Here is a 12714-nt window from a genome sequence, read left to right as displayed (position 1 = left end):
GGTTTGACCGGAAACGCTTCAGTGCGGCGCAAGATCCTCCCGCCGGGGCATCTCCTTCACCCGCCGCGCGGCCTGCTGCAGGTCCTGCAGCAGCGCGGCCCTCGCATCTTCCGCCTCGTGGCCGCTGAGCCGCAGGATGTAGCTCGGGTGATAGGTCACCAGCACCGGCCCGCCGTCCCGCGCGACCTCCACCGTGCCGCGCCGCGCCTTCATCGCCGTGTGCGATCCGGTCAGGGCATAGGCCGCCGTCGCCCCGAGCGCCACGGTCAGCCTCGGCTTCACGAAGTCCCGCTCAATGTCCAGCCACCAGCGGCACTGGTCGATCTCGTCCCGCTCCGGGTTTTGGTGCAGCCGTCGCTTGCCCCGTGGCTGGAACTTGAAGTGCTTGACCGCATTGGTCAGATAGGCCGGGCCAACCCCGGCCTCCGCCATGACCTCCCGCAACAGCCGTCCCGCCGGGCCGACAAACGGCTCTCCTGCAAGGTCCTCCTGATCCCCCGGCTGCTCGCCCACGATCATAAGCGGCGCGTCCTGCGGTCCCGGGCCAAACACCGTCTGCGTCGCCGCCTCGCACAGCCCGCAGCGGCGGCAGGCCAGCGCCGCCTCCCGCGCGTCCTCCAAGGTCTCCGGACGCTCCGGAAAGGTGTTCTGCGGCAATCGCTCCAGAATGCGGGCCGCCCGTGCCGGGGCCTCGCCGGGCATCGCCTCGCGCATCGCCTGCACTCGCGCCTCCGCCGCCTCCAGCATGCCCGGGATGAGCCGCGTTTCCGGCAGGTTCTTCCAGTATTTCACCGGCATTTCCGAGCGCATGGCGTTCAGATGAATCCGCGCCGGGTTGAAGATATTGGCGAAATACGTTCCCCAGAGCGCCTCCGACGCATCCTCCGGCAGGTCCGGGCGCGGGGCAGGTGGGTGGAACGTCAACTGCCCCGCGTCGAACCGCGCCACCCCCTGCGGCGTCGCGATGGTCCAATCCATGTCGGCGAAGCGTTTGGCAAAGAACGGCGTGCCCTGTTCGAGGATGAAATGATCGGGCTCGAACCACGCGCCGAAGCGCCGCCGTTTCCCCTCGGCGGGCAGTTCCCGGAACCGCACGAAGGCGTGCATCTTGTGCACGTCCCGCCCGACCGCCTTCGACAGCTGCGCCAGCTGCCGCACCAGCGGGTCGGCGGGGTTGGACAGGGCCTTGCGGTCCTTCTGATGCCGGTGCAGCGCCGCGTAGAGCAGGGCGGGCGCACCGGGATCGGTGTGACACAACACGCTTTTCGCCAGCGCCGGGAACGTCCGCGGCGCCGACACGTAGTGTACGCCATTGCCGCGGGGCAGGGGTTTGCCGCCGAACAGATCCTCCCCGCCGCCCCGGCTCCAGGTCACCTCCTCCGGCGCAACCCCATGGCTCAGGAGGCACCGTGCCGCCGTGCGCCAGACGTCGAAGAACCCGAGGCCGGGCAGGTCCACCCGGTACATCAGAACAGGCTCAGCTGCTGCGGCTGCGGCAGGAACCGCGCCCGCAGCCCGTCGCTGTCGACAAGCGCCCCGGGCGACCAGTCCGGCGTCGAAACGAAACTCTTCGCCTTGCCCATGATCGCCCCGATCCGCAGCAGGTCCGCATAGCGCAGAGCCCCGGACCGCCGCGCCGTCAGGATGCGCCCCACGGTCTTCGTGCCAAACCCCGGCACCCGCAGCAGCATCTCCTTGCCTGCCTTGTTCACATCCACGGGGAACAGGCCGCGATGCGCCAACGCCCAGGCCAGCTTCGGGTCGATCTCCAGATCGAGATTGCCGGAGGGGGCAACCCCCGCGATCTCCCCCACCTCGAAACCATAGAAGCGCAGCAGCCAATCCGCCTGATAGAGCCGGTGCTCGCGCATCAGCGGCGGCTTGATCAGCGGCAGGGCCTTCGAGGCATCCGGGATCGGGGAGAACGCCGAGTAATACACCCGCCGCAGCCGGTAGCCGGTGTAAAGCCTTGATGCCGTTGTGAGAATGTCCCGGTCGTTGGCCGCATCCGCGCCCACGATCATCTGTGTCGACTGTCCCGCCGGGGCAAACCGCTGCGCCTTGCGGCCGCGATAGGTCCGCTCCTTGCTCTCTTCCTGCCTCAACCGCACCGAGGCCATGGCCGAACGGATCGTTTCCGGCTTCTTCTGCGGCGCAAGCTGACGCGTGCTGTCATCGCGCGGCAGTTCGATGTTGACGGACAGCCGGTCCGCGTACAGCCCCGCGTCGTCGATCAGCTCCTGCGCCGCCTCCGGGATGGTCTTGAGGTGAATGTATCCCTTGAAGCCATGCTCCTCGCGTAGCATCCGTGCGATGCGAACCATGTCCGCCATGGTGCTGTCCGGGCTGCGGATGATGCCGGAACTCAGGAACAGCCCTTCGATGTAATTGCGCCGGTAGAACTCCAGCGTCAGGCTCACCACTTCCTCGGGCGAGAACCGCGCCCGCTCCACGCCGCTGCTCACCCGGTTGATGCAATAGGCGCAATCGTAGATGCAGAAATTCGTCATCAGGATCTTCAGCAGGCTGATGCAGCGCCCGTCCGGCGTATAGGCATGGCAGATCCCGCTGCCCCCGGCGCTGCCGATCCCGCCCTTGACGGAATCGCGCCGGGTGGTGCCGGATGAGGCACAGGAGGCGTCATATTTGGCGGCATCGGCGAGGATGGCCAGCTTGTCCTGAAGGCTGCGTTGCATGGGAACGAAAATAGAACATTAACCACGCTGCGCAAGCCCGCGCGTCGCGTCATCCGCCGGGTTCACGCTGTCTTGCAACAAAGTCGCGGACTCGGGAGTTGACCTGCGGGCCGCCTGTGGCGCCCGTTGGATGAGGGGAGCGCCGCAATGGGATCGCAACACGCAGCAGAGGACGCCATCGCCGTGGTCGGCATGGGGCCGCGCGGTCTCGGTGCGCTGGAGGCGCTGGCAGAGCGGCTTTGCGAGACCGGCGGGCGCATGACCGTCCACGTCTACGAGCCGTTCCACGCCCCCGGTGCCGGGCCGAACTTCGACCCGGACGAAAGCCCGCTCTGCCTGCTGAACATCCCGCACCGCGACAACGCGATCCGCCCGCCGTCCTTTTCCACCGTTGGCCCCTTTGCCGACTGGCTCGGCGGCAGGCCGGACCCGGACGCCTTCCCGGAGCGTGCCGCGCTTGGCCGCTACCTGCAGGCCCGCTTCGACGACCTGCGCCGTACCGGCGTGCTTGACATACGGATCATGCCTCACCGTGTCGCCAGCCTGCGGCGGCTGGAGGGCGATTGGGTGCTGATCACCGAGGACGGCAGCGCCGGCCGTCATCGCGAGGTGCTGCTCACCCTCGGTCAGCCCGCCACCCGCCCGGACAACCAGCTTGCCGACTGGCAGGCCCATGCCGCCGATGGCCGGGCAATCGTGGCGCAGGCCTATCCGGCGGCGGCCCTGCAGGCGGAGGCGGGCGCATGGGCCGGGCGCACCGTCGCGATCCGCGGTCTCGCGCTCTCCTGCTTCGACGTGCTGCGGGTGCTCAGCGCGGGGCAGGGCGGCCGTTTCACAGCCGATGGCTACCGGCCCTCCGGGAAGGAACCGGCGCAGATCCTGCCGTTCTCCCTGGACGGACACCCGCCGTTCCCGAAACCCTTGACCGAAGCGCACGATGCCCGCTTCACGCCGCTGGACACTGAGACGCGGACTTTCGCGGAGACGCTCTCCCGGGCCGTGACGCTCGATCCCGACGGCCTGCGGGCGGCTGTCTCCGATGCTTTGACGCCCGTCGCGCACCGCATCCTGCATGCCATGGGCGCTTCCGCTTCCGACACCGATGTCGCGGAGTGGCTGGACACCGAATGGCACGACCCCGGCAGCCAGGAACGGGGCAGCGCGCTGGACATCCTGCACGAGGGCCTCGCCCTCGCCACCGGCACCATGCCGCCCACCATCGGCTATGCCGTGGGGCAGGTTTGGCGCAAATGGCAGGACGAGATCCGCATCGGGTTCAACCGCGTCTACCACGCGCCGGAAACCGCCCGCGCCCTGCTCGGCTTCGACGAGAGCCTCAAGCGCTACAGCTACGGCCCACCGGTCAGCGCCGTTCGCGAGATGCTGGCGCTGGTTGCATGCGGCCTCGTCGATCTCTCCTGTGCCGCCGATCCGGAGATCGCCCTGACCCCGGACGGCTGGCGCCTGAACGACAGCCCGGCCTCGGTCATGATCGACGCGGTTCTGCCCGCGCCGGACCTCGGGATGCTGGCCGCGCCCCTCGTTGCCGGCCTCATGGACCAGCACATCCTGCACCCCCGGGCCGATGGCCTCGGTGCCGACACCGCCGCCGACGGCAGCCTGCTGGACACCGATCACCGCCGCGCCCCCGGCCTGTGCCTGCTCGGCCGCCTTGCGCTCGGGTCTGTGATTGCGGCGGACAGCCTGCACGATTGCTTCGGCGCCTCCTCCCGCCGCTGGGCCGAGGGGGTCCTGCGCCGACGCGGCTGACGCCGCGGGGTCCGCGCCGGTCCGGTACCGGCCTATTCCTCCGTATAGGGAATGCCATCCGGAATCAGGGATGATTTTTTCGCCTGATGCTGTCAAACGTCAGGTGTTCGCGCGCGTCGGAGAACCCGCCTGCCGAGCACGCCGCACCAGCCGTCCTGCGACGCGCTGGCGCGATGCGTCCGGACCGGCCGTTGTCGTATGTGCGCCGGAAAGGAATCGTTTCATGACCTCTGCCTTGCCTGCTGTCGCTGCCGTCTCCCTTTTCGCGGTTCTGACCGCCTCGCCCTGTCCCGCGGCCGATCTGCCCATGCCGGAAGGGCCCGTCGTGCTGACCATCACCGGCGCCATCGGCAACACCAATGGCGAGGGCAGGGCCGATCTGGACTTTGCCATGCTCGAGGAGATCGGCGGCGCGGAGATCGTCACCGACACGATTTGGACGACACAGGCGCATCGCTTCACCGGGGTGCGCCTGAGGGACCTGCTCGATTATGTGGCCGCAGACGGCGAGACCGTCATCGCGGCGGCCATCAACGAGTACAAGGTGGAGATCCCCCTGTCCGACGCCACGGAAGACGGGCCCATCGTGGCCTATGCCATCGACGGCGAGCGCATGTCGCGCCGGGAGAAGGGGCCGCTCTGGGTGATCTACCCCTTTGCGCGCTCTCCGGATTTCCGGACCGAGGTGATCTATACCCGTTCCATCTGGCAGCTGAGCCGCATGGAAATCACCGACTGACCGTGGCTCCGCCGGTCCGGCGCGTCACTCTGACAGCATCAGGAAGACGATCTGGCTGCCCTCGCGCACGAACAGCATGTCCTGCGTATCCGCCACGCGTCGGTCGTCGACCAGCACCACCAGTTGCCCGCGCACCAGCGCCCGCTGCATCCGGTGCAGCCGCGCCCGGAGGGACGCGCCGTCGCCGCGCAGCGAAGGCGACCGCAGCGACTCGTCGCGGGTCAGCCGCTTCACGAACAGCTCGGCAAGGCTCAGCCGGGTCGAGGGCACCGTCAGCGGCGCCGCCGTCCGGCGCGGCTGGGTCAGGCTCTCATCGCGGATGTACACCGTTACGCCGCCTCTTTGCCCCGGTGGGTCTTCGTCAGACATGGCGCGCCGCCGACTGCGTGGTTTCAGACAACCGCAGCGTGCATCCGACGCGCCATCACGACAAGAGGGAAAAACCGCCGCGGCGCAGCACATCTGACACAGCCGGTGTGCGATGCCGCCTGTCCTCGCCGGACCTCAGGCGGCATCCGCTTCGTCGAACATCACGATCTCCGAGCGATAGCGGAACCGCGCCACCAGGGACTTGAGCTTCTCCCCCTGCTCCAGAAGCGCCTCGTTGACCCCGTTGGTCTGCTGGAACATCGCCGCGTTCTTCTGCGTGGTCTGGTCGAGTTCGGTGACCGCCACGTTGATCTCCGACAGGCTCTGCCGCTGTTCCAGCGCGAGGTTCGCAATGGTGCTGATCTGCTGCGTCACGCCCTCCACGGCGGCCACGATCTCGTCCAGCGCGGATCCGGTGCGGTTGACCAGCAGCACCCCTTGCTTGACCTTTTCGCCGGAGGTGTTGATCAGCGACCCGATCCGGCCCGCCGCGTCGGCGGTGCGCCGCGCCAGCGCCTGCACTTCGGACGCCACCACCGCAAAGCCGCTGCCCGCCGATCCGGCCCTTGCCGCCTCCACCCCGGCGTTGAGCGCCAGCAGGTTGGTCTGGAACGCGATGTCGTCGATCAGGTCGGTGATCCGCGCGATTTCCTCGGCGGAGTCGTCGATCGCGGTCATGGCGCGCACCGTTTCCGAAACCACCTCCGCACCGGACCGGGCCTTCTCGATGGCGCCGGCGCCGGCGTTGCTGGCGTTCTGCGCGCCTTCCGTCGTGGTGCGCAGGTTGCCGGTCACCTGTTCCAGCGCCGCCGCCGTCTGCTCGAGCGTCGCCGCCGAGGTCTCGGTCCGGTTCGACAGGTCCACCGCGGCTTCCGACAAATCCTTCGCCCGGTCCGTCACCGTCCCCGCCACACCCGCGATGGCCGAGATCAGCTCGTTCAGCCCGTTCGCAGCGGCGTTGAAATCCGTCACGAGCTGGGCATAGCCTTCGCCGAAATCCTGCGTGATGCGTGTGTCGAGCGCCCCGTCCGCCAGGCCCCGCAGCGCCTTGGCCAGTTGCGCCACCACCGCGCTCTGCTCCTCCTGCTGCGCGGCCTGCTCCAGCCGCAACTGTTCTGCCTCGAGGAGGCCATCGCGGAACACGATCAAGCCGTCCGCCATCTCGCCGATCTCGCCTTGCTTCGGCAGCCCGTCCAGCGGCAGATCCGTCTCCCCCGCCGCCAGCCGCCGCATCCGGTCCGTGACCCTGTGCAATGCCGTGGTCAGGCGACGTCCATAGACCCAGGCCATCAGCGCGCTGAGCACCAGCGCAGCGAAAGCCGCGCCGATGGCCAGTTCCGTCATCCGCTCCGAGATGGCCGCCGCCGAAACCTGCGGCACCAGCACATGCGCCAGCGCCACCGGGGCGCCGGAGAAGTCGTCGATCACGAAGGTCGTCCCGGCAAAGGGCGCACCGTCGATCCGCACGGTGCGCGTCATGCCGTCCTCCCCAAGATGGGCCCCTACTTCGTCGCGGGTCAGCAACGCCGGCCCGGCGTAATGCCCGGTGATCCGGACAAGGTCGGTCTCGGTGCCCTCGAACGTGTCGATGCCGGTATCCGGCAGGACGTAGACCTCCATATGCATGTCGCTGTCCGCCAGGATCGAGTCCAGCAGGGCTTGGTCGAAGTCGAGTCCGATCTCGACCGTGCCCAGGTGCTCGCCATCGTCAGTTACCGGCGCGATGCCACGAATGCCGAGCCCGGCGCGGCCGCGCTCCAGCCCGGACAGCGCCACGCTCCCCGCGTTGGCCTCGACCACTATCGGGCGGATCGCGGACAGATCGTCGCCGAACACGTCGGGATTGTGAACCCGCAGGATCGAAACGGCCTGCGGCGTGTGGAACTGGAACTGCGCCACGCCGGTTGCCGCACTCAAGGCCGCGAAATCCTTGACGAACAGGCGGTGCAGCCCCTTGGTGTCGGCATTTTCCACCGCCCGCTGCACACGCGGGATCGCCGCGATGGTCCGCGCCATGGACAGCGCCGTCGCGATACGCGACTCGAGCCCGGTACGCACCTGCGTCCGTGCCTGCATCACCTCACGCGCCCCCGCGTCGCGGATCAGTGACTGGGTCCCGAGATAAAGTGGTGCCGAAACCATCAGCACCGAGGCACAGGCACAGACCAGGATGGCCATCATGATCCGGTATTTCAGTGACATTGCGTCCGCTCCACATATTTTCCCACACCGCATCCGTCTTAGGTCCCCGGGACTTGACCAAAGATGAACGGTCCCCGGCAGAAGCGGCGGCATTTGACTCGAAATGCCGCCAACCTTCGGCGAACCCTTGTCCGGCACCGGGCGGGATCGAGAAAATGTTTTGTAATTGAAGGGCTTGCGGTTCCGGGTGATCCCCGCCGCCAAGGTCGGAAAGGGTCAATTTCCGGCAAATCGCGATCAATTCGCAGGGCAGGGAGGGCGCTACTGGCTGAGCAGCTTCATCCCCCGGTCGATCCCTTCGAGGGTCATCGGCACCATCCGGTCCTCGAAAATTTCCCGGATCATCCCGATGCTCTGGGTGTACTCCCATTGCCGTTCCGGCACCGGGTTCAGCCACAGATGCCCGGCCCACTGCTGCCGCGCCCGCCCGAGCCAGACCTGCCCGGCTTCTGCGTTCCAATGCTCGTTGGCGCCGCCGGGATAGGCGATCTCGTAAGGGCTCATGCTGGCATCGCCCACGAAAATGCACTTGTAATCAGGCCCGTAGGTGTTCAGCACTTCCCAGGTCGGGGTCTGTTGGTCCCAGCGCCGCCGGTTGTCGCGCCAGACGCCTTCGTAAAGGCAGTTGTGGAAATAGTAATATTCCAGATGCTTGAACTCGGCGCGCGCGGCGGAAAACAGCTCCTCCACCAGCCGGATATGGGCGTCCATGGACCCGCCCACGTCGAGGAACAGCAGCACCTTGACCGCGTTGCGCCGTTCCGGGCGCACCTTCACGTCGAGATAACCGTGCTCTGCCGTCGCGCGGATCGTGCCATCGAGGTCCAGCTCCTCCGCCGCCCCATCCCGCGCCCACCGCCGCAGGCGCTTCAGCGCCACCTTGATGTTGCGCGTGCCAAGCTCCACCGTGTCGTCGAGGTTGCGGAACTCCCGCTTGTCCCAGACCTTCACCGCCCGCTGGTGCCGGCTCTTGTCCTGCCCGATCCGCACGCCTTCAGGGTTGTAGCCATAAGCGCCGAAGGGCGAGGTCCCGGCGGTGCCGATCCACTTGCTGCCACCCTGGTGGCGGCCTTCCTGCTCCTTGAGACGCTGCTTCAGGGTCTCCATCAGCTTGTCGAACCCGCCAAGCGCCTCGATCGCGGCCATCTCCTCGGGAGACAGGTGCTTTTCCGCCTGCCTGCGCAGCCAGTCTTCCGGCAGCTTCACCGCCTCCAGCACCTGCTCGTATCCGATGGACTCCAGCCCGCTGAACGTCGCCGAGAACGCCCGGTCGAAGCGGTCGAGATGGCGCTCGTCCTTGACCATCGCGCTGCGGGCGAGGAAGTAGAACCCTTCGACGTCATAGGTCACCAGCCCCGTCTTGAGTGCCTCCAGAAAGGTGAGGTACTCACGAAGACTGACCGGCACCGCCGCCTTGCGCAGGTTTTCGAAGAAGGGCACGAACATGCCCCACACCTAGCCGTGCGCAGAGGCCAAAGGCAAGCGCCGACCTGTGACTTCTCCGGTCAGAGAATACCGCGCGGAGTCGCCGCTCGACGGGGCGTCGTCCATTGGTTGCTCGGACCAATGGCGCAACCAAGGACGACACCGAAGAGAATAATTTCAGACTGAAATTATTCTCAACCTCACGCCGCGAGCTTCTCGATGCCGATGGTCAACGCCAGTCCGATCAGCGCCAGGATGATCGCGTAGACCACCGCGTATTGCGCAATATCGAAGCCGTTGCCCTTGCGGCGGGCGGCGGTGACGCCGCCCAGAACGGCTCCGACAAGGGCAAGGACAATTACGATCATAGCGCGCTGCGGCTCCGTCTGAGGGGGCTGAGCGAGCCGATCTCACGCAGTTTGGCCCGCACCGCCCAGTCCGAGCCGAAGCCGTAGCGTGCCCAGCCCAGACTGTCCAGACGCACCTGCCGCCCCTCGGTGACCTGTCCGGCCATTTCCAGCGCCTCGGCCCGCAGCATCATCAGCGTCGCCAGCAGCGCGGCGTTCTCGTGCCGCTCCGCCGTCGCCAGGTGCGGCGTGATCAGGTAGAGCGCATCCTCCGGCCGCCCGGCGCTGATCGCATAGGCCGCCAGTTGCGAGGCCACATAGGCCCGGTGCAGGCGCGTTTCCTCGGAATTGCCGAAATACCGCTGCGCCAGCACGAACTGGTCCTGCGCCGCCTCCGGGTCGATCGACTGCAGCAGCCGCCCCATGGCGTAATGCGAGAACGCCCGGCGATGGTCGGTCCAGCCCATGGCGCTCGCCACCTTCAGCGCCTCGGTCGCCGCCGCCCGGCGCTCCGCCGGAGAGGCGCCCGGTCCGAGCGCGGTCTGCACCGCGTCGATCCAGACCCGCGGCGTCTTGGTCACGCGCTGCGGCGTGCCGCCGATCCCGGCGGGGTTGATCCGCGCCAGGATGCCCGGCAGCCGGTCCGCCACCTCGCCCCGGCTCATGCCGGTCTTCAGCGACGGGTCGTAATAGGCCCGCAGGATCAGCATGTCGAAGCCGGTCAGCACCGTATGCACATTGTCGTCGTTGAACACCGAATCCGGCAGGCGGTAGAGGTCGTTCAGCGGCCCCAGCGCCTGTGCCAGTTCCTCGTGCAGGCAATCGCGTGCCTCCTGCGGGCTCGAGTCGTTGGGCACGAAGATCGCCAGCCGCTCGCGGCTCTTCAGCTTCGACCAGCTTACCCGGGGCGAGCGCCGCGCCGCCGCGTATTCTTTCAGCGAACTCACGTTCGGCACCACGAAGCAGGCCGCCGTCGGCAGCTGGTCGCGGATCTCGGCGCGGGTCACCGCCTGGATCGTCACGTTCGAAGGCCCGCTCCCGGCGAGCGCGATGTCGATGCCCGCCTCGGTGCGCAGCCGGTGCAGCAGCCGGGCGAGGTCGGCCTGCAGCGTCGCCGGCGGCTCGCCGGTCACGCGCACCCGGATCGGCCCCTCGAAGCGCGTCAGGGTCTGCAATCCGCGCCCGGATTCGAGCGAGAACGACAGGTCGAGGAAATCCCGGGCGATGTCCGAGTTCGAGCCATGCGGCGGCTGCGGATGCGGCACGGCAAAGCTTTTCATCGCGGGCAGGGTGCTCTCCGCCGTGGTGGCGGCGCGGGTCGCGGTATCGGTCTGCGACACCGGCATGCAGGCGCCCAGCATCAGGTACAGCGGGATGAGGTAACGACGGGCTTTGCGCATCACGACCTCTGGTACTTGATGAAGGGGGTGACGGTGCCGATGCGGTCATAGAGCTGCCGCGCGGTGCTGTTGAACTCCTGCGTCAGCCAGTAGACCGTCGGCGCCCCGGCGGCATCGGCGGCGGCATAGACCGCCTCGATCAATGCCCGGCCCACGCCCTTGCCGCGCACGGACGGGTCGGCATAGAGGTCCTGCAGGTAGCAGACATTCTCCACCCGCCAGCAATGGCGGTGAAACAGGTAATGCACGAGGCCGGCTACCTTGCCGTCCACCTCTGCCACAAGCCCATGGAAGTCCTGCGGGTCATCCCCCAGAAGACGGGCAAAGGTGCTCTGATACACCGCTTCGCGCACGCTGCTTTCGTAGAAGGTCAGATAACCCGTCCACAGCGCACGCCATTGCTCTTCGTCCTCGCCGCGCAGCGCGCGGACGACCACGTCATTCGTTTGGGACATTAAAGCCTGCCTGCTCGTTTTTTCTAACTCGGATGCTCAAGACATCCGGTGTTTTTCTGTCCTCTGTTTGAACACTATAGGGCAACATCTTGGTATCTGCACAGAGCCGCCGCACCGGCCCAGGATTTTTTTCAACCATTTCTTAAGGATTTCATGAAATTTATTGTTTTCAATGTCTTACCCTGTGCAGAGGCGCAACAATCGCGCGGATTTCCGGGCATTGTCTGCGCGTCAAACGCGGCCGAATTGCGGCCCCGCGCCGCGCCTTCGTCGCTTTTGGCGGGACAATGGCCTGACGTATGCGCCGCAAAGGTAAACTTCGGATGAATCCCGGCAAAGCGCGGCGGGCAGCGCCCGGGACCGGCGCTCAGGCCAGCGCCGCCAGCGAGATCAGCGACAGGACGCTCGTCCAGATGATCACCGGCGCAATCGCGTCGGTGCGGACCCCGTGCAGCATCGCCAGCGCGAAGGCCATCGCCCCGGACGGTCCCGCCGCGTTCAGCACGAACATCTGCGCCCAAGTGCCGGGCAGGGGAACCACCTGCAGGGCCGTGAAGACCAGCGCCGGGAAGACCAGCAGCTTGATCGCACTGATGCCGATCACCGTGCCATCGGGCACGATACGCTGCCCCGACAGGATCACGCCGAGGGCAAACAGCGTCAGCGGCGCGGCCCCGGCACCGGCGAAATGCATCGCCGTCAGCACCGGCTCCGGCACCGCGAGGCCCGCCAGGTTCACCGCCGCCCCGAGCAGGATCGCCCCCAGCACCGGGTTCGACCCGACCCGCCGCAGCGATTGCGCAGCGCTGGCGCCCCGGTTCGACATCAGGTCCGTGGTGATGATGAAGAAGGCAAAGCTCACCGCGGAATCCCAGGCCACGATGGCGGTGATCGGCAGCGCCGCGGCTTCGCCGTAGATCAGAAAGGAGATCGGCCAGATATAGAGCAGCGAGTTGACGAAGACCGTCGCCATCGCCAGCAGCCAGGCCTCCACCGGCTCCCGCCCGAAGACCTTCCGCGCCACCATGAGTGCCAGAAGGAAGGTCCCGGCCTGACAGAGCGCGTAGACACCCAGCGCGCCGAGTTGGAAGGCCCCGAAATCGACCCGCGCGATCAGCGGCAGGATCAGCGCCGGCTGCAGGACGAGGAAGGCCACGCGGTTGACCGCCGCCGCCTCCTCCCGGTTGATCTTACCCAGGCGCCCCAGCAGGAAGCCGAGTGCCAGCATGGAGAACACCGGCAGGATGTCATGGGTCAGGATGTGCAGCATGGGGGCAGGGCCTTTCTGCCCGGATGCAAACCACGGGCAGG

Annotated in this window: 11 protein-coding genes; 2 read left to right on the top strand and 9 right to left on the bottom strand. The window is 67.3% G+C overall.

Features of this window, described 5'->3' with window-relative positions; all coding sequences use genetic code 11:
- Positions 1–18: 18 nt before the first annotated feature.
- Both ACP159_RS04280 and ACP159_RS04275 read right to left on the bottom strand, forming a co-directional pair.
- On the bottom strand, positions 19–1467 hold the full coding sequence (locus ACP159_RS04280; RefSeq protein ID WP_425098398.1) for a UdgX family uracil-DNA binding protein: 1449 nt from the start codon (positions 1465–1467) through the stop codon (positions 19–21).
- Positions 1467–2696: a putative DNA modification/repair radical SAM protein gene (locus ACP159_RS04275; protein ID WP_425098397.1), complete on the bottom strand. Its 1230-nt coding sequence runs from the start codon at positions 2694–2696 to the stop codon at positions 1467–1469. Before ACP159_RS04275 ends, ACP159_RS04280 begins: the two co-directional genes overlap by 1 nt.
- A gap of 147 nt (positions 2697–2843) precedes the next feature.
- Here ACP159_RS04275 and ACP159_RS04270 point away from each other — a divergent pair, with 147 nt between their 5' ends.
- Both ACP159_RS04270 and ACP159_RS04265 read left to right on the top strand, forming a co-directional pair.
- The gene (locus ACP159_RS04270) at positions 2844–4466 is read left to right on the top strand and encodes an FAD/NAD(P)-binding protein (protein ID WP_425098396.1); all 1623 of its coding nucleotides are present in this window, start codon (positions 2844–2846) and stop codon (positions 4464–4466) included.
- Between the two features lie 223 nt (positions 4467–4689).
- Positions 4690–5205: a molybdopterin-dependent oxidoreductase gene (locus tag ACP159_RS04265; protein ID WP_425098395.1), complete on the top strand. Its 516-nt coding sequence runs from the start codon at positions 4690–4692 to the stop codon at positions 5203–5205.
- A 24-nt stretch (positions 5206–5229) separates the two neighbouring features.
- On the opposite strand, the gene ACP159_RS04260 is transcribed toward ACP159_RS04265, so the two are convergent.
- From ACP159_RS04260 to ACP159_RS04230, 7 genes are all read right to left on the bottom strand, one after another.
- The gene (locus tag ACP159_RS04260; protein ID WP_425098394.1) at positions 5230–5574 is read right to left on the bottom strand and encodes a hypothetical protein; all 345 of its coding nucleotides are present in this window, start codon (positions 5572–5574) and stop codon (positions 5230–5232) included.
- A 135-nt stretch (positions 5575–5709) separates the two neighbouring features.
- Positions 5710–7776, bottom strand: coding sequence for a methyl-accepting chemotaxis protein (locus ACP159_RS04255; RefSeq protein WP_425098393.1), 2067 nt, complete (start codon positions 7774–7776; stop codon positions 5710–5712).
- Between the two features lie 261 nt (positions 7777–8037).
- Positions 8038–9222 carry a vWA domain-containing protein gene (locus tag ACP159_RS04250; RefSeq protein ID WP_425098392.1) on the bottom strand — a complete coding sequence of 395 codons (1185 nt, stop codon included), beginning with the start codon at positions 9220–9222 and terminating at the stop codon, positions 8038–8040.
- Positions 9223–9401: 179 nt separating this feature from the next.
- Complete coding sequence (locus tag ACP159_RS04245) at positions 9402–9569, bottom strand: apolipoprotein acyltransferase (RefSeq protein ID WP_425098391.1); 168 nt, start codon at positions 9567–9569, stop codon at positions 9402–9404.
- A complete protein-coding gene (locus tag ACP159_RS04240; RefSeq protein ID WP_425098390.1) occupies positions 9566–10948 on the bottom strand; it encodes a DUF2927 domain-containing protein in 1383 nt (460 codons plus the stop codon). Before ACP159_RS04240 ends, ACP159_RS04245 begins: the two co-directional genes overlap by 4 nt.
- Positions 10948–11403, bottom strand: a complete 456-nt coding sequence (locus tag ACP159_RS04235; protein ID WP_425098389.1) for an N-acetyltransferase family protein — start codon at positions 11401–11403, stop codon at positions 10948–10950. The genes ACP159_RS04240 and ACP159_RS04235 overlap by 1 nt, the downstream gene beginning before the upstream one ends.
- A 367-nt stretch (positions 11404–11770) precedes the next feature.
- Positions 11771–12673: an AEC family transporter gene (locus tag ACP159_RS04230; protein WP_425098388.1), complete on the bottom strand. Its 903-nt coding sequence runs from the start codon at positions 12671–12673 to the stop codon at positions 11771–11773.
- Positions 12674–12714: the final 41 nt, after the last annotated feature.

This window comes from Tropicibacter sp. S64, assembly GCF_049803835.1.
Taxonomy (GTDB): Bacteria; Pseudomonadota; Alphaproteobacteria; order Rhodobacterales; family Rhodobacteraceae; genus Pacificoceanicola.
The sequence above is the reverse complement of the archived record's forward strand: the minus strand, read 5'-3'. Positions and strand labels throughout refer to the sequence as shown.